The organism is Kitasatospora azatica KCTC 9699 (assembly GCF_000744785.1).
GTDB lineage: Bacteria > Actinomycetota > Actinomycetes > Streptomycetales > Streptomycetaceae > Kitasatospora > Kitasatospora azatica.
The window spans coordinates 5,491,168-5,508,070 of sequence record NZ_JQMO01000003.1; the positions used below are offsets into that span (position 1 = coordinate 5,491,168).

Genomic DNA, 16,903 nt, shown 5'->3' on the forward strand with positions numbered 1-16,903 from the left:
CTGGGCTACGCGGCCGCGCGCGAGGCCGCCACGGTCTCGCGCAGGGCGGCGTCCAGGTCCTCGCGCCCGGTCGGCTCGAGGTAGAGCTCGCCGCAGAGCAGCTCGGCGAGGTGCTCGGTGTCCAGGCCGCCCTCCAGCCCGCGCAGTCGGTGCCCGAGGCCGACACCGCGCAGCACCGCGCGCAGCGCGCTCGGCGGCAGCCGACGGACCCGGACCGGGTACGGTCGCCCGGCCGCTGCCGCGAATCGGATCAACAGCTGACGCCAGGTCATGTTGCCGTCCGCGACCGGGAGATCGGTCCCGAGCCCGCGCTCCAGGGCGTCGACCGTGGCGGTCGCCACCGAGCGCACGGTGACCGCCGCGGTACCCCCGGGCGGGGCCAACAGCGGTGCGCGCGAGGCCAGCCAGGGCACGGCCGGGGCCCAGAGCGGGCGCCGTCCCGGGGTGGCGCCGAAGACGAACGGTATCTCCAGCACGGCCACCGGCAGCGCGTCGCCGGCCGCCTTCCGGGCGGCCTCGGCCTGCAACATCCGGCTGCGAACGTACGGGTGACGGTCCGTCAGCCGAAGCTCGGGGCGCTGCCGGTGGATCGCGGTGAAGTACGAGCCGTGCAGCACCGCCTGCTCCACGCCGACCCGGCGGGCGGCGGAGAGCAGCCGCCGCACCGGCTCGACGTTGGCCTCGGTGAAGTAGGCCTCGGCCGGGCGGCGCGGCACCGTGCGGTCGTCCGCCCCCGCCGCGAAGACCACGCCCTGGTGGCCGTCCAGCAGTCGGGCCCACTCGTCCTCGGTGAGCCGCTGGGCGTCACCGAGGACGAGGTCGAGTCCGGGTCTCGGGGATCGGGCGAGGACGGTGGCCTGGTGGCCGCCGTCGGTCAGTCGATCCACGACGTGGTGCCCGATGAACCCTGTCCCGCCGACCACGAGTACCCGCATGTGCGGGAGGCTACTCCGCGCCGAAGCGCTCGCGCCAGGCCGCCAGGTCCTCATCGGTGATCTTGGCGAAGAGCACCGGCGGCACGGTGAACGCCGTGCCGGCCGCGACGAAGTCCAGCCCGGTGGCCTGCTCCGCGCTCACCCAGCCGGGCTCGCCCGACTCGGCCGAGGCGAAGACCGCCCGCATCACGGCACTGGTGGCCGGGATGAACGGCGCCGAGATCACCCCGTACAGGTGGATCAGGTTCATCGCGGTGCGCAGCGTCAGCGCGGCGCCGGCCTCGTTGGTCTTGATCTCCAGCCAGGGGGCCTTGGTCTCCAGGTACACGTTGCCCGCGCTCCACAGGGCCCGCAGCGCCTGGCTGGCCTTGCGGAACTGCAGGGTCTCCAGGTGCCCCTGGTACTCGGCCAGCAGACCGGCCAGCTCGACGCCCAGCGCGTGCTCCGCCTCGCCCGGCGCGTCGCCGGCCGGGACGGTGTCGCCGAACCGCTTGAGCGAGAAGGAGAGCACCCGGTTGACGAAGTTGCCCAGGGTGTCGGCCAGGTCCTTGTTGACGGTGGAGGCGAAGATCTCCCAGCTGAAGCTGGTGTCGTCGGACTCCGGCGCGTTCGCCATCAGGAAGTAGCGCCAGTAGTCGGCGGGCAGCAGCTCCAGCGCGGCGTTGGTGAAGACGCCGTGCTGCTGGCTGGTGGAGAACTTGCCGCCGTAGTAGTTCAGCCAGTTGAAGGCCTTGACGTAGTCGACCTTCTTCCACGGCGCCCGGGTGCCGATGATGGTGGCCGGGAACATCACGGTGTGGAAGGGGACGTTGTCCTTGGCCATGAACTCGGTGTAGCGGACGTCGTCGGCCTGGTACCACCAGGACTTCCAGTCCCGGTTCGCCGGGTCCGCGTCCGACCACTCCTTCGTCGCGCCGATGTACTCGATCGGGGCGTCGAACCAGACGTAGAAGACCTTGCCCTCGGCGGCCAGCTGCGGCCAGACGTCGGCCGGCACCGGGACGCCCCAGTCCAGGTCGCGGGTGATCGCCCGGTCGTTGAGGCCCTCGGTCAGCCACTTGCGGGCGATCGAGGAGGCCAGCGTCGGCCAGTCCCGGCCGTGCTCGTCGATCCAGGCCTCGACCTCGCCGGCCAGCTTGGACTGCAGCAGGAACAGGTGGGTGGTCTCGCGGACCTCGAGCTCGGTGGAGCCGCTGACCGCCGAGCGCGGGTTGATCAGGTCGGTCGGGTCGAGCAGCCGGGTGCAGTTCTCGCACTGGTCGCCGCGCGCCTTGTCGTAGCCGCAGTGCGGGCAGGTGCCCTCGATGTAGCGGTCCGGCAGGAAGCGGCCGTCGGCGATCGAGTAGACCTGGCGGATCGAGCGCTCCTCGATGAAGCCGTTGGCCTTCAGCTCGCGGGCGAACTCCTGGGTGATCTCCCGGTTCTGCTGCGAGGAGCTGCGGCCGAAGTAGTCGAAGGAGAGCTGGAAGCCGTCGTAGATCGCCTTCTGCGCGTCGTGCTGCTCGGCGCAGAACTCCGCCACCGACTGGCCGGCGGCCTTGGCGGCCAGCTCGGCCGGGGTGCCGTGCTCGTCGGTCGCGCAGATGTACAGCACGTCGTGGCCGCGCTGGCGCAGGTAACGGGAGTAGACATCCGCCGGGAGCATGGACCCGACCATGTTCCCCAGGTGCTTGATCCCGTTGATGTAGGGAAGCGCGCTGGTGATCAGGTGTCGAGCCATCCGGGGAAGCTCCCATTCATGTAGGCGGCGCGCGCCGGGTGCCAGGCACCCGGGCGGGCGGATCGGCGGCCATCGCCGAGGAATGCGGCCAGTCTATCGGCCGTGACCGGGCCGCCCGTACGGCATTACGGCCCGAGCGCGCCGGTCAGGGCTGCGGGACGTTGGGCGGGGTGGAGCCGCTCCAGATGTAGATCGGGTTGCCGGAGCCGGTGTACTTCTGCGGGTTGACGTCCATGCACTGGTTGGCGTCGTCCCCCGCGTTCTGCGAGACGGCGGTGGTGGGCATCGCGGTCGGCGCCGGCGGCTGCGCGCCGCCGGAACCGCCGGGCGCGGCGGTCGGGAACTGGGTGCCGGTGGTCCAGTCGGTGCCGACCACCAGGGTCAGGTGGGTGGCCGAGGCGGTGGACTCGCTCAGCGCCGCGTCGGGCAGGCCGAGCACACCGGCCAGCGCCTTGGCCTCGGCCTCCTTGGCGGCCGGGTAGAGCAGCTTGGTCGGCGACTTGGGCACCGCGCTGGTGTCCCGCTGGGCGTGCGTGTAGCCCTGGTTGACCAGCGCCTCGGCGATCGCGGTGCTGCGCATGCTGGCGCCGCTGGCGTTCTGCACGTCCACCCGCACGGTCGACTTGTCGGCCGGGGTGGCCGGTGCGCTGCTCGGCGCGGCCGGTGCGGAGCTGCTGGGCGCCGCCGGTGCGCTCGGGGCGTCGCTGGGCGCGGCGGTCGGGGCCGGCGCGTTGCGGTCCAGCGGGACGTCGTTGACGACCATCTGGAACAGCTTGGTCGAGTCGGCGTTCGGCTCGACCAGGGCGGCCTGGGGGTTCTTCGGGTCCGGCACGTAGGTGAAGGGCATGGTCACCGAGGTGATCCGGTTGGCCGGCACCTTGTTGAGCTCCATGGCCAGGCCGGCCAGTGACTGGATGGTGGCCAGCGCGTTGTCCACCTGGAGGGCCTTGCTGGCGGCCACCGCGAGGTCGTTGAGCTTGAGCGGGTCGGCCAGTGTCTTGGCCGACTTCATCTTGCGGATCATCGAGTTGAGGTAGAGGTGCTGGGCGTGGGTGCGGCCGATGTCGCTGCCGTCCTCCCAGGCGTGCCGGGTGCGCAGCCACTCCAGCGCCTGCACGCCCTGGATGGTGTGGGTGCCGGCCGGCAGCACCAGGTGCGAGCCGGTCTCGTGCCGGACACCGTCGATGTGCTCGACCTGATAGTCCATCACGTTCTGCTTGGTGCAGACGTCGACACCGCCGACCGCGTCGGCCATGCTCACCACGCCCGCGAAGTCGATCATCATGTAGTGGTCGATGTGGATCCCGGTGAGGGTCTCCCAGGTGTCCACCACGCAGCTCGGCTCGCCGACGTTGAGGCTGTCGGTGATCTGCGACTTGCGCGCCTTCCAGACCTGCTTGGTCTTGGAGTTGGTGCAGCTGGGTATGGAGGCCTGGGTGTCGCGCGGGATGCTCAGCACCGAGGCGTTGCTGCGGTCGGCGGAGAGGTGGACCAGCATCTCCACGTCGGCGTGCGGGGCGCCGCTGTCGCAGGCGCCGCCGAGGTTGCAGTCCTCGGGCTTGTCACGGGAGTCGGAGCCGAGCAGCAGGATGTTGATCGGCTTCTGGCCGGCCGCGTTGGCCTTGGACTCGGGGGCCAGTGCCGAGCCGCCGTTGTTGAGGTCGCCCTTGCGGAAGTTGGAGTTGAGGTACTGGACGTAGGAGTAGCCGCCGACGACCGCGAGCAGCACGACCAGACCGGTGCCGCCGGCGCCGTACTTGAGCAGGCGTTTGCGTTTGGCGGCCTTGCTGAGCGGGGCGCCCTTGCCGCGCCGGCCCTTGGCGGCCTGCTGGGCGGCTCGGCGGGCGGCCGCGCGGCCCTGGGGCGCGCCTTCCTCGGGTGGGCTGGGCGCGGCCAGCCGGCCTTCGGTCGTGCGGTCTCCGTCAAGCGTCATCAGGTGTCCACCAAGCTGGCCTGGCCAGGTCCCTCCCCTGGACTCTTGGCGGGAGACTATATCAATTCGAGATCATAGGTTTATGTGATGAGTGCGACCTAGTGGGGGAGCGGATCCCATGAACCATCAGAAAACACCGGCCGTTGGGAAGTACGCACGGGTGGAGCGGGAGCGGCGCTTCCTCTTCGCCGAGCCGCCGGCGCCGGCTGTGGTGACCGTCACGCGCCGGATCGACGACCGCTATCTCACCGGCACCCGCCTGCGGCTTCGCCGGGTCGAGCGGACGGACAGCGGGGCGGTCGAGCTCAAGCTCACCCAGAAGCTGCCCGGCACGCCGTGGGGGCTGGTCACCAACACCTATCTCTCGCCCGAGGAGTACCGGCTGCTCGCCACCCTTCCGGCGCAGGTGATCCGCAAGACCCGGTACAGCGTCCCGCCGCTCGGCATCGACGTGTTCGAGCCGCCGCTGCACGGGCTGGTGCTGGCCGAGGCGGAGTTCGACACCGAGGAGGAGGCGCGGGTCTTCGCCCCGCCGGCCGGATGCGTCGCCGAGGTCACCGCGGACCCGCGGTTCACCGGTGGCAGCCTGGTGTCCGCGAGCCGGGCGCAGCTGCGCGCCCGGCTCGCGGAGTACGGCATTCAAATCGAGTAGGTGTTCGATTCACGAGCTACGCTGGACCCATGCGCACCCACCTGCAGGGCTCCCTCTTCGAAGCCGGGGACGAGATCGGCCTCGGTCCGCTCGGCGGGCAGCGGCGCACGGTGCTGGGCCAGGGTGCCTGGGTCGACCACCTGCCGGGCTGGCTGACCGGCGCCGACGAACTGTTCGAACTCCTGGCCGGGGCGGTGCCCTGGCGGGCCGAGGAACGGGTGATGTACGAGCGGGTGGTGGCCGTACCCCGGCTGCTCGCCTCCTACGGTGCGGGCCAGGCGCTGCCGCACCCGGTGCTCGACCGGGCCCGGGAAGCGCTCAGCGCCTGGTACCGACCGGAGCTCGGCGAGCCCTTCGTCACCGCCGGACTCTGCTTCTACCGGGACGGACAGGACAGCGTGGCCTGGCACGGCGACCGGATCGGGCGCGGCGCCACCGAGGACACCATGGTCGCGATCGTCTCGGTCGGCGAACCGCGCCAGCTGCTGCTGCGACCCCGCAACGGTGGTGGCGCGAGCACCGGATACCCGCTCGGGCACGGCGACCTGGTGGTGATGGGCGGCTCCTGCCAGCGCACCTGGGAGCATGCGGTGCCGAAGACGGCGCGGGCGGTGGGGCCGCGGATCAGCATCCAGTTCCGGCCGCGCGGGGTGGCCTGACCAACCGAGCTACGAGTCGAGCCCGGTCTCCAGCGCGAGCAGTTCCGCCACCGTCTGCCGGCGCCGGATCAGCCGGGTCTGCTCGCCCTCGACCAGCACCTCGGGGATCAGCGGGCGCGAGTTGTAGGTGGAGGACATGCTCGCGCCGTAGGCACCGGCGTCGTGGAAGACGACCAGGTCGCCGATCTCGGTGCGGGGCAGCGGGATCGGTTCCACGTCGCCGCCGGCCAGCTGGGTGAAGACGTCCCCGGACTCGCAGAGCGGACCGGCCAGGACGGTGTCGCGCTCGTCGGCGAGCCGCGGTTCGCCGTCGGGGGTGAACACCGAGACGCGGTGGCTGCTGCCGTACATCGCGGGCCGCATCAGGTCGTTGAACCCGGCGTCGACCAGGACGAAGTGGTTGCTGCCGACCGGCTTCTGCGCTCGCACCTCGGCCGCCAGCACACCGGCGCCGGCCACCAGGAACCGGCCGGGTTCGATCTCCAGCCGCACCGGGTGGCCGAGTTCGCGGACCAGCTCCTGCCGGGCGGCGTCCCAGAGCCGGAAGTACCGGTCGGTGTCCACCTCGGCCTGACCCGGACCGTACGGCACGGAGAGGCCGCCGCCGGCCGAGATGGCCCGCACGTCCCGCCCGCTGAGCCGCACCTGCTTGACCATGGTCTCGCAGACCGCCTCCAGGTGGCCGTAGTCCACCCCGGAGCCGATGTGCATGTGCAGGCCGATCAGGTCCAGTCCGTGACGGTCGATCAGATCCAGGCTCTCCTGCAGGTGCTCGTGCCAGATGCCGTGCTTGCTCTGCTCGCCGCCGGTGTTGGTCTTGCGGCTGTGGCCGTGCCCGAAGCCCGGGTTGATCCGGATCCAGACCGGGTGGCCCGGGCTGGCCGCGCCCAACTGGTCGAGCATCTGCGGGGATCCGGCGTTGACCGGCACGCCCAGTTCGACCACCCGGCGCAGCGTCGGACGGTCCAGCAGGTCGGCCGTGAAGACCACCGGCTCGTCCGGTCCGCCCACCTGGTAGCCGGCGGCCAGCGCGCGCTCGATCTCGCCCAGCGAGACGGCGTCCACCAGCACGCCCTGGGCCCGCATCAGCCGCAGGATGTGCGTGTTGGAGCAGGCCTTCTGCGCGAACCGGATGGTGTCGAAGCGGCGCAGCCGGGCGATCTGGGCGCGGATCAGCTCGGCGTCGTAGACCCAGGCGGGGGTGCCGTGCTCACGGGTGATCCCGGCCAGGCGCGGGCCGCTGAGCGAGCCGCCGAACGGGCCGTCGAGGCCATCGAAGCCATCGAGGCCGTTGCGGCCGTCGGGCTCGCCGGTGCCGGAGGTGGGGGCAGTGGTCACGGGTCAGTCCTTCTCGCTGGTCAGGCCGCGGCCACCGTACGGGCGGCGCTCGCGCCGGCGAAATCCGTTTCGGGACCGGCCGCGGGCCCTGTTCGGCGAGGCGTGGGCGCGAGCGGAAGTTGTCCGCGCGAGCGCCCGCCGCCCTGGACGAATGCGGGGCCACCACGGCTCGTTCGGAAGATAATCCCGTGCCGCGATCGGTGGACATCGAGTCCGGTATCTGGGACGCGGCGGCGACCGGGCGGGCCCGAGTCAGGATCGCGTATGGATTCGGGCCAGGTGCGTATGGAACGCGTCAAGAAGGTGCTCGGTGGGCCTGCGGCCGCTTTTCCTCAAGGCCATGCGGCTGTATCGAGCGCGGCCGGGCGGCCGACACTACTACCCCGAGCTGCGGCGGATGGCCGCGAGCCTGTCCGGCGCACTGGCCTTCCTCGGCGCGGCCGCGCTGGCGTTCGCACTGGCCGCGGTGGGGGAGCTGCGGCCGTGCTGGCTGTCGCTGGGAGCCTTCGCCCTGCTCTGCGCGGTGCTCGGGGCGTGCTCGCGGGTCGCGGCGACGCCGTTGATCGCCGGGGCGGACTGGCTGGTCTACAACGGCTTCGTGGTGCACCGCTACGCCACCGTCGCCTGGACCGGGACCGGGCTGGAACTGGCCAGGTACGGGCTGTTCGCGGCGGCCGCGCTGGCCACCGCATTGCCGGCCGGACTGCCGCGCCGAAAGATCCGCGCCGAGCACTGGCCGCCGCCCGGCGCGGGAAGGTGAATCGCCCGGACCGCGGTCAGCAGGCCAACCGGCGGTCCGGACGCGGCGGATGAGCAGGCGGAGCGGGATGAGCCGCCGGGCCGTCCGGTCCCGGTTGCGCCGGAGCCCGCTGGGCCGGAACCCGCTGGGCAGTCCGCTCGGCGCCGTCCCGGTACCGGTCCACGGCGGCCTGCGCCGCGCGGGCCAACTCCCGTCGTCCGGTGTACTGCCCGGACGGCAGCGGGGCGGGGAGGACCACCTCGGCCACCAACCCGTCCGCGGCGAGCACCCGCCGCAGCGAGAAGAGCAGCCCGTCCTCGCCCACGAAGGCCGCCGCCGTGGTCGACAGCCCGCCGAGCCGGTAGCGCAGGGCCATCGGCTGCACCGGCACCCCCGCGTCGAGCGCCGCCTGGAAGAGCGCGGGCCGGAACCGTCCGCCGGCCCGGCCGCACCAGGTGCTGCCCTCCGGGAAGACCGCCACCCGTTCGCCCCGGCGCAGCGCCCCGGCGAGCTCGGCGACAGTGCCGGGCAGCGCGCGCAGCCGGTCCCGGTCGATGAACAGGGTGCCGCCCCAGGCGGCGAGCGGACCGAGCAGCGGCCAGCGGCGCACCTCGGTCTTGGCCATCATCCGGGCGGGTCGCAGCGCGGCGATCAGCAGGATGTCCAGCCAGGAGACGTGGTTGGCCACCAGCAGCGCGCCGCCGCCAGGTCCACCGCGTCCACGGCCGGCAGCCGAACCGTCGGCCGAGCGGACCCGCACCCTGACCCCCAGCGAGCCGAGCACCAGCCGCGCCCAGGCCCGGATCAGCGCTGCCCGCACCCGCGGCGGCAGTCCGCGCACCGGTGGGATCAGCGCCACCCCGGTGATCAGTACTGCGGCGCACCCCAGCGCGCGCAGCAGCTGCCGTCCGGGGCCGACCGTGACCGCCGGCCGCTCCACGCAGGCCTCGGGCGTGCACGGCGCGGTCGGCAGCCAGACACTCGAGCGAACCGCCACGCTTGCGCTGCCTGTCCCGCCGGAGCGGGCTGTCCCGCTTGCGCTGCCTATCCCGGGGCTCATGCCGCACCCAGGAAGTGCCGCAGGTACCGGGGGTCGGTCCGGCGCAGCGAGAGCAGCACGAACAGGTCGGCCACGCCGAACTCGGGGTCGTGCGCGGGCGTTCCGCAGACCCAGGCGCCCAGCCGCAGGTAGCCGCGGAGCAGCGGCGGCACGGCGGCCCGGGCAGCGCGGGGGCGGCCGGTCGGGTCCCAGGGGCGGTGCGGCGTCACCCGGTACTCCTCGGGGGCCAGGTACTTGGTCGCGACGTTGTCCCAGACCCCGGCCGCCAGCGCGCCGCCGTCGTCCAGCGGCACCGAGCAGCAGCCCGCGATCCAGTCGTGGCCGCTCTCCGCGAGGTAGCGCGCGATGCCGCCCCACATCAGGTTGATCACCGCCCCGTTGCCCCGGTGGTCCGGGTGGATGCAGGAGCGGCCGACCTCGACCAGGTCCCCGCGCAGCCCGGCCAGCCGGGACAGGTCGAACTCGGTGTCGGAGTACAGCCGGCCGGCCCGGGCCGCCTGGCTGGGCCGGAGCAGCCGGTAGGTGCCGACCACCTGGCCGGTGGCCAGTTCGCGGACCAGCAGGTGGTCGCAGTAGTCGTCGAAGGCGTCGACGTCCAGGCCGGGCAGCGGGCTGTCGAGGACCGCGCCCATCTCCTCGGCGAAGACCTGGTGGCGCAGGCGCTGGGCGGCGCGCACGTCCTCGCCGCTCTGGGCGAAGGAGATGGCGTAGCGGGACGGGGCCGCGAGCTGGGCCGCGGCGGGACGCAGTGGGGCGATGGTCATGGCGAACTCTCCGTCGGGAGGAGGGCGAAGGCCTGGCACTGGGAGTTCTCGCCGGTCCGACTGGCCTTGAAGTGGCCAACCGACGGAGTCGAGATGTGCACCCGCTGAATGGCTGGCCGGTGCTGGAAGCCGCCGCCTGCTGGTCACGTGCCGGACGCCGGGAGGTCGTCTGCCGGCCATGACGCCCCGTCACCGTTCCCCGCATGCCGAACTGGGGCGTGACCGCCGACCCGCTGCACTGTCGACGGCTGGGACTGGCCGGATCGGTGGCGCTCGCGGTGGGCGGACTGGCCTCCGGCGCGGTGCCGGTCGGCGCTCCGCGCTCGCTGGCCGATCTCGGGCTCTTCCTCGCCTACTTCGGCATGGTGCTGCTGGTCGCCGCCTGGCTGCTGCTCGGCCGCGCGATCCGGAGCCCGGAGCGGCCCAGCCAGCGCTGGCTGCTGTACACCCTCGGCTGGTGGGCCGCGCCGCTGGTGCTCGGGCCGCCGCTGTTCAGCCGGGACGTGTACAGCTACCTGGCCCAGGGCGCGCTGGTGCAGGCCGGGGTGGACGTCTACACCAACGGGCCCGCGGTGCTCGGCGGCCCGCTGGCCGCCCAGGTGCCGGGCGTCTGGCAGAACACGCCGGCGCCGTACGGTCCGGTCTTCCTCGAGCTGTCCAGCCTGACCGAGCGCCTGTTCGGCACCGGGCTGCACACCGGGGTGCTCGGACTGCGACTGGTGGCGCTGCTGGCCACCGGCGGACTCGCGGTGCTGCTGCCCCGGCTGGCCCGGGCCTGCGGGGTGGACCCGGCGGCCGCGCTCTGGCTCGGCGCGCTCAACCCGCTGCTGCTCTTCCACCTGGTGGCGGGCGCCCACAACGACGCCGTGCTGCTCGGCCTGCTGGTCGCCGGACTGGTCGCGGCCCGGCGCGGCCACCCGGTGCTGGCGGCCGTGCTGGTCACCCTCGCCGCGCTGGTGAAACTGCCGGCCGCGCTCGGCCTGTTCGCCGTGCTGCTGCTCTGGAACGGCCAACTGCGCGGTCGCGCCCGGCTGCCCAGAGCCCTGCTCGGCACCGGCGCGGTGGCGCTGGCGACCACCGTGGTGGTGACCCTGCTGACCGGGACGGGCTACGGCTGGATCCACGCGCTGGCGGTGCCGGTCTCGGCCGGCAGCTGGTCGCTGACCAGCGCGATCGGCCGGGCCAGCGGCGCCGTGGTGGGGACCTGGCTGCCCGGGCTCGGCCACCTGGCCGTGACCGCCTGGCGCTGGTTCGGCCTGGCCGTGGCGGCGGCCGCGGTCACCGCGCTGGCCGGCCGGGTGCGCCGCCAAGGCCTCGGCGTGGTCTACGCGTTGGGGCTGGGACTCGCCGTGGTGGTGGCGCTGGGGCCGGCGATACGGCCGTGGTACGCGCTCTGGGCGGTGGTGCTGATAGCCGCCGCCGCCCCCGAGGGCCGGGTGCGCCGCTGGGCCCCGGCGGTCAGCGGGCTGCTGGCGATCATCGTGGTGCCGGACGGCTTCACCCCGGACCGTGAGCAGCTGGCGATCGCGGTGGCGGGTGGCGCTGTCGCGGTCGCCGTCCTGGGCGGCCTGCGCCTGCTGCTCGCGGTGAGTCACGCCCGGCGGGCCAAACTGTGCTGATCGTTCGTCGACTGATGCAGCGTCAGATCCTGCTCAAGGCAACCCTGCTGATCGTGCTCGGCACCGCTGCCGGGGTGTTCCTCGCGGTGATCCCCGGCCACCGCGGCTGGTTCGACGTGGGTGTCTACTACGGCACCGTGCAGCACTGGATGCACGGCGGCGAGCTCTACGACTACCAACGGCCCGGCACCAGTTACGGCTTCACCTACCCGCCGTTCGCCGCGCTGTGCATGCTGCCGATGGTGCTGGTCGGCTGGCACACCGCGATCGCCATCGCCACCACGCTCAACGCGCTGGCCACCGCCGCGCTGCTGTACTGGCTGGTGGACCCGATCGCCCGCCGCCAGGGCTGGGACCGCTGGTTCGCCTTCGGCCTGGCCGCCTGCGCCTTCGCCGTCCTCAACCCGGTCCGCGACACCTTCAGCTTCGGCCAGATCAACCTGCTGCTGATGGCCCTGGTCTTCGCCGACTGTCGCCAACTGGCGCGAGGCCGGGGCCGGTTCGCGGGCATCGGGATCGGCCTGGCGGCCGCGATCAAGCTCACCCCGGCGGTCTTCATCGGCTACCTGCTGATCACCCGACGGCGCCGCGCCGCGCTGCTCGCCGCCGGAACGGCCGTCGGCGCGACCCTGCTCGGGCAGTTGGCCGCGCCGAGCGCCTCGCACTTCTTCTGGACCGACGCGCTGTGGAACACCGGCCGGGTCGGATCGCTCGGCTACATCTCCAACCAGTCGCTGCAGGGCATGCTGGCCCGGCTCGCGCCGAGCTCGCCGAGCCGGATCGCCTGGGCGGTGGCCGTGCTGCTGGTACTCGGCCTCTGGGCCCACCGGGCCCGTCGGGCCGCGCTGCGCGGTGACCACCCGACCGGCTTCGCGCTCACCGGCCTGGCCTCCTGCCTGGTCAGCCCGATCACCTGGGTGCACCACCTGGTCTGGACGCTGCCCGCGCTGCTGACCCTGGCCGACGCCGGACTGCGGGCCCCGGGCCGGGTGCGGCGCCGCCTGCTGCTGGCCGGCGCCGGGGTCGGGTACCTGGTGCTGACCAGCGGCCTGGTCTGGCTCTGGCACGACCCGACCGGTGGCGTCGGCGAGTTGCTCGGCGCCAACGCCTACCTGCTGCTCACCCTCGCGCTGCTGGTCGCCGTCCCGCTGCCGCCCAAGCCGAAGGGCCGCCCCCGGACCGAGGTCCGGGAGCGGCCCGTGCTCACGCACAGCGGCGAACTGGTCAGCCGAGGCTCGCGATCGCCTCGTTGAAGGTCGCCGACGGGCGCATCACGGCCGCGGCCTTGGCCGGGTCGGGCTGGTAGTAGCCGCCGATCTCGACCGGCGAGCCCTGCACCGCGATGAGCTCGGCGACGATGGTCTGCTCCTGCTCGGTCAGGGTCTTGGCCAGACCCGCGAAGGCTTCGGCCAGCTGCGCGTCCTCGGTCTGCGCGGCCAGCTCCTGGGCCCAGTAGAGCGCCAGGTAGAAGTGGCTGCCGCGGTTGTCGATCCCGCCCAGCTTGCGGCTCGGCGACTTGTCCTCGTTGAGGAAGGTGCCGGTCGCCCGGTCCAGCGTGTCGGCGAGCACCTGGGCCCGCGCGTTGCCGGTGGTCTGCGCCAGGTGCTCGAAGCTGGCCGCCAGCGCGAAGAACTCGCCCAGGCTGTCCCAGCGCAGGTAGTTCTCCTTGAGCAGCTGCTGCACGTGCTTGGGCGCCGAGCCGCCGGCCCCGGTCTCGAACAGGCCGCCGCCGTTGATCAGCGGGACCACCGAGAGCATCTTGGCGCTGGTGCCCAGCTCCAGGATCGGGAACAGGTCGGTCAGGTAGTCGCGCAGCACGTTGCCGGTCACCGAGATGGTGTCCTCGCCGCGGCGGATCCGCTCCAGCGAGAACGCGGTCGCCTGCTCCGGCGAGAGGATCTCGATCTGCAGGCCCTCGGTGTCGTGCTCCGGCAGGTACGCCTTGACCTTGGCGATCAGGTTGGCGTCGTGCGCCCGGGTCTCGTCCAGCCAGAAGACGGCCGGGACGCCGGTGGCGCGGGCCCGGGTGACGGCCAGCTTGACCCAGTCGCGGATCGGCACGTCCTTGGTCTGGCAGGCGCGGAAGATGTCGCCGGCGCTGACCGGCTGCTCCAGCACCGCGTTGCCGGCGGCGTCGACCAGGCGGACGGTGCCGTCGGCCGGGATCTCGAAGGTCTTGTCGTGGCTGCCGTACTCCTCGGCCGCCTGCGCCATCAGGCCGACGTTCGGCACCGAGCCCATGGTGGCCGGGTCGAAGGCGCCGTGCTCGCGGCAGTTCTCGATGACGACCTGGTAGACACCGGCGTAGCTGCTGTCCGGCAGCACCGCCAGGGTGTCGGCCTCCTTGCCGTCCGCGCCCCACATGTGGCCGGAGGTGCGGATCATGGCCGGCATCGAGGCGTCGACGATCACGTCGCTCGGCACGTGCAGGTTGGTGATGCCCTTGTCGGAGTCGACCATCGCCAGCGCCGGGCCCTCGGCCAGCTCGGCCTCGAAGGAGGCCTTGATGTCGGCGCCCTCGGGCAGCGCGTCCAGGCCGGCCAGGATGCCGCCCAGGCCGTTGTTCGGGTTCAGGCCGGCCGCGTCGAGCACCGCGCCGAACCGGGCGAAGGTCTCCGGGAAGAAGGCCCGCACCACGTGGCCGAAGATGATCGGGTCGGAGACCTTCATCATGGTGGCCTTCAGGTGCACCGAGAACAGCACGCCCTCGGCCTTGGCCCGGGCCACCTGCGCGGCCAGGAACTCGTTCAGCGCGGCGGCCCGCATCACCGAGGCGTCGATCACCTCGCCGGCCTGCACCGGCACCGACTCGCGCAGCACGGTGGTGCTGCCGTCGGCGGCCACCAGCTCGATCCGCAGCGCGCCGGCCTCGGCGATCACGGTGGACTTCTCGGTGTGGCGGAAGTCGTTGACGCCCATGGTGGCGACATTGGTCTTGGAGTCGGAGCTCCAGGCGCCCATCCGGTGCGGGTGGGTCTTGGCGTAGTTCTTGACCGAGGCGGGGGCCCGGCGGTCGGAGTTGCCCTCGCGCAGCACCGGGTTGACCGCGCTGCCCTTGACCTTGTCGTAACGGGCGCGGACGTCCTTGTCCTCGTCGCTCCGCGGGTCGTCCGGGTAGTCCGGCAGGGCGTAGCCCTGGGCCTGCAGCTCGGCGATCGCGGCCTTCAGCTGCGGCATCGAGGCCGAGACGTTCGGCAGCTTGATGATGTTCGCGCCGGGCGTCTTGGCGAGCTCGCCGAGCTCGGCGAGGGCGTCCTCGATGCGCTGGCCCTCCGCCAGCCGCTCCGGGAAGCTCGCGATGATTCGCCCGGCCAGGGAGATGTCGCGGGTCTGCACCCCGACGCCCGCCGTCGAGGCGTACGCCTGGACCACTGGCAGGAACGAATACGTCGCCAGGGCCGGGGCCTCGTCGGTGTGCGTGTAGATGATGGTCGAGTCAGTCATCGGTGCTCCGCTTCACGGCTACAACGTCTTGATGTCAAGATATCTCGTCCCGGGCCCTCTCCGACACCCGGGCCCGCCGGGGAGTCCACGAAGTCCGCTCGTGTTCACCCCGCCGGGCCCGGGTCACGCCTTCCGTTCCTGCGGCGTTGGCGGCTCAGCCGCGCTTCGGGCCCTCCTGCAGCACGCCGTCGACGTAGATGTCCGCCTTCCAGAAGGCGATCAGGCCGGCGGCCCGCTGGCTCTCCGGCAGCGCCGTGCGGTACGACCAGGCCAGGTCGCGGTGGTACTCGTCGCCGACCCGGACCGACCAGTACTCGGCCGTGCCCTTGTACGGGCAGTGGCTGACGGTGTCGGTCGGTTCCAGCAGGTCCATCCGGACATGCGTCTTGGGGAAGTAGTAGCGGGTCGGCAGGCCGGTCTCGAAGAGCAGCCGCGCGTTGCGCGACTCGGCGACCGTCACACCGTCCACCTCGACCCGGATGTGGCGAGAGCTGGGCAGCACGTCGATCCGGGTGTACGGGGAGCGGGGGTGCACGAAGACCTCCTCGTCCTCCTCGAACCAGGCGTCCATCGCATCCCAGTCGAACCGGTAGTGGCCGCGCAGCTCCTCGATCGGCGACTCCTCGTAGTGCAGCGCGGCCCCCGGCGCCTGGGCCGCGCCGACCTTGACGGTGTACTTCTGCGCGTCGCCGCGGCTGGGCGAGTGGGCGATCTTCCCGTCCGCCGCCAGCAGCTCCTGGTCGACGTCGGCGGCCGCGAAGTAGTACGTCGGGTAGTGCGGCGACTCCCACACCAGCAGCGGGTGGCTGCTGTCGGCCACCACCTGGCCGCCCAGGTAGACCCGGACGCGCTTGGCGCTCGGTTCGGTCCGGACGCTTCCTCGACTGGTCGTCATATGTCCGTCGGTCCCTTCGAATTGAGCGGTCGGTACGTGCTAGCCACAGTACGTGACGGCCTGCGGGAGAACGACGAACGCCCGCACCCGGCCGAGGGCCGGGTACGGGCGTCGATGCGGGTCGGTTCACTCAGTAGCGTTGCTGCTCGTACTCCCGCGCCGCCGGGGCCTGCGGCGGCACCGGTGCGGCACGGTAGCGGCGCCCGCCGCGCGGGTGGCGGGTGAACCGGTAGCCGGCCACCCCCGCCAGCGCCGCGAGGGCGCCGCCGCCGATGGTCCAGAACCAGCGGGTGTTCCAGCCGGAGAACAGCTCCGAGTACCAGTGGGAGACCGCCTTGACCGGCGCGGCCGCCCGCAGGGTGCCCGGCTCCGTCGAGGCGGAGGCGGAGGGGGCGGCGGAGGCCGAGGCCGTGGCCGTCGGCGCGGCGGTGGCGCTCGGTGCGGCGCTGCCGCCGGGAGCGGGCGCGCTGCCCGGGTTGACCGGCGGCACCAGCGGCGCCTTGAGCGAGCCGCCCTCCGGCTGCGCGTCGTCCGCCCCGCCCTTGGTGCTGACGTGCAGGTTCACCTGCGCGGCGAGACCGAGGTCCTGCTGCTGGAGGTCGCTCACCGACAGCCGGACGTAGTACGTGCCGGGCAGCGGGTCACCGGACCACGGCTCGGCCCAGGTGCGGATCTGCCGCAGGGTGCAGCTGGTGGTGACCGAGGCCGCGCTCTGGCTCGCGGTCGCGTCCTGCGGCCCCGCGGTGCAGGCCTGGCGGCGGCGAAGCCCGTCGAACAGCTCCACCGACCAGGTCTGCGGCCCGTGCCGGTCGGTGGACGGCGGGAGCGTGACGGTGACCTGCGCGGTGGCGATCTGCCCTTCGGAAGCCGCGAAGGCCCAGTACAGGTAGTCGCCGGTGGAGGCGGTCACGGCGGCGTCCTGGCCCGGGGCCAGCGTGGTCGCGGTCAGGAAGGAGGTGCCCGAGGTGGTCACCGGAGCGGCCGTGGAGCCGGGCGACGGGCTGGCCGACAGGTTGGCCGACGCACCGGCTGACGGGGTGGGGGAGGCCGCCGATGCCGCCGATGCCGCCGATGCCGCCGGAACGGCGAGCAGGGTGAGCCCGACCGCGAGCAGCCCGGCCTTGAGGATGGAAGGTGCACGCATG

Annotated in this window: 14 protein-coding genes; 5 read left to right on the top strand and 9 right to left on the bottom strand. The window is 72.7% G+C overall.

The features are described from left to right. Positions 1-5: 5 nt before the first annotated feature. The 3 genes from BR98_RS34930 to BR98_RS34940 all read right to left on the bottom strand — a co-directional run bounded on the left by BR98_RS34930 (position 6) and on the right by BR98_RS34940 (position 4,588). Positions 6-935 (bottom strand): NAD-dependent epimerase/dehydratase family protein, encoded by a 930-nt coding sequence (locus tag BR98_RS34930; RefSeq protein WP_035851408.1) that lies wholly within the window; start codon positions 933-935, stop codon positions 6-8. Between the two features lie 10 nt (positions 936-945). Beyond that, on the bottom strand, positions 946-2,655 hold the full coding sequence (gene metG, locus BR98_RS34935) for a methionine--tRNA ligase (protein WP_035851410.1): 1,710 nt from the start codon (positions 2,653-2,655) through the stop codon (positions 946-948). Between the two features lie 145 nt (positions 2,656-2,800). Continuing rightward, positions 2,801-4,588 carry an LCP family protein gene (locus tag BR98_RS34940; RefSeq protein ID WP_051970896.1) on the bottom strand — a complete coding sequence of 596 codons (1,788 nt, stop codon included), beginning with the start codon at positions 4,586-4,588 and terminating at the stop codon, positions 2,801-2,803. A 118-nt stretch (positions 4,589-4,706) separates the two neighbouring features. Here BR98_RS34940 and BR98_RS34945 point away from each other — a divergent pair, with 118 nt between their 5' ends. Then, positions 4,707-5,240, top strand: a complete 534-nt coding sequence (locus BR98_RS34945) for a CYTH domain-containing protein (protein WP_035851411.1) — start codon at positions 4,707-4,709, stop codon at positions 5,238-5,240. A gap of 29 nt (positions 5,241-5,269) precedes the next feature. Continuing rightward, the gene (locus BR98_RS34950; protein WP_035851414.1) at positions 5,270-5,899 is read left to right on the top strand and encodes an alpha-ketoglutarate-dependent dioxygenase AlkB; all 630 of its coding nucleotides are present in this window, start codon (positions 5,270-5,272) and stop codon (positions 5,897-5,899) included. Between the two features lie 9 nt (positions 5,900-5,908). Here the strand turns inward: BR98_RS34950 and lysA are convergent, their stop codons facing one another. After that, the gene (gene lysA / locus BR98_RS34955; RefSeq protein ID WP_083977368.1) at positions 5,909-7,237 is read right to left on the bottom strand and encodes a diaminopimelate decarboxylase; all 1,329 of its coding nucleotides are present in this window, start codon (positions 7,235-7,237) and stop codon (positions 5,909-5,911) included. A 340-nt stretch (positions 7,238-7,577) separates the two neighbouring features. Between lysA and BR98_RS34960 the strand changes: the two genes are divergently transcribed. Further along, positions 7,578-7,997 carry a hypothetical protein gene (locus BR98_RS34960; protein WP_157538083.1) on the top strand — a complete coding sequence of 140 codons (420 nt, stop codon included), beginning with the start codon at positions 7,578-7,580 and terminating at the stop codon, positions 7,995-7,997. Between the two features lie 16 nt (positions 7,998-8,013). Here BR98_RS34960 and BR98_RS34965 read toward each other — a convergent pair whose 3' ends face one another. Together BR98_RS34965 and BR98_RS34970 are read right to left on the bottom strand one after the other, a co-directional pair. Continuing rightward, the gene (locus BR98_RS34965) at positions 8,014-8,973 is read right to left on the bottom strand and encodes a lysophospholipid acyltransferase family protein (protein WP_063774891.1); all 960 of its coding nucleotides are present in this window, start codon (positions 8,971-8,973) and stop codon (positions 8,014-8,016) included. Between the two features lie 59 nt (positions 8,974-9,032). Beyond that, positions 9,033-9,800, bottom strand: a complete 768-nt coding sequence (locus BR98_RS34970) for a GNAT family N-acetyltransferase (protein ID WP_051970900.1) — start codon at positions 9,798-9,800, stop codon at positions 9,033-9,035. A gap of 203 nt (positions 9,801-10,003) precedes the next feature. On the opposite strand from BR98_RS34970, the gene mptB reads away from it, so the two are divergent. Continuing rightward, complete coding sequence (mptB, locus tag BR98_RS34975) at positions 10,004-11,419, top strand: polyprenol phosphomannose-dependent alpha 1,6 mannosyltransferase MptB (RefSeq protein WP_051970903.1); 1,416 nt, start codon at positions 10,004-10,006, stop codon at positions 11,417-11,419. 14 nt (positions 11,420-11,433) lie between these two features. Next, positions 11,434-12,672 carry a glycosyltransferase 87 family protein gene (locus BR98_RS34980; protein WP_083977763.1) on the top strand — a complete coding sequence of 413 codons (1,239 nt, stop codon included), beginning with the start codon at positions 11,434-11,436 and terminating at the stop codon, positions 12,670-12,672. Here BR98_RS34980 and BR98_RS34985 read toward each other — a convergent pair. From BR98_RS34985 to BR98_RS34995, 3 genes are all read right to left on the bottom strand, one after another. After that, on the bottom strand, positions 12,644-14,863 hold the full coding sequence (locus tag BR98_RS34985; RefSeq protein WP_035851421.1) for an NADP-dependent isocitrate dehydrogenase: 2,220 nt from the start codon (positions 14,861-14,863) through the stop codon (positions 12,644-12,646). The two genes, BR98_RS34980 and BR98_RS34985, sit on opposite strands and share 29 nt — an antisense overlap. Positions 14,864-15,017: 154 nt before the next feature. Further along, on the bottom strand, positions 15,018-15,758 hold the full coding sequence (locus tag BR98_RS34990; RefSeq protein ID WP_035851423.1) for a DUF427 domain-containing protein: 741 nt from the start codon (positions 15,756-15,758) through the stop codon (positions 15,018-15,020). Between the two features lie 130 nt (positions 15,759-15,888). Next, positions 15,889-16,902 (bottom strand): hypothetical protein, encoded by a 1,014-nt coding sequence (locus BR98_RS34995; RefSeq protein WP_051970905.1) that lies wholly within the window; start codon positions 16,900-16,902, stop codon positions 15,889-15,891. Between the last annotated feature and the right edge of the window lies 1 nt (position 16,903).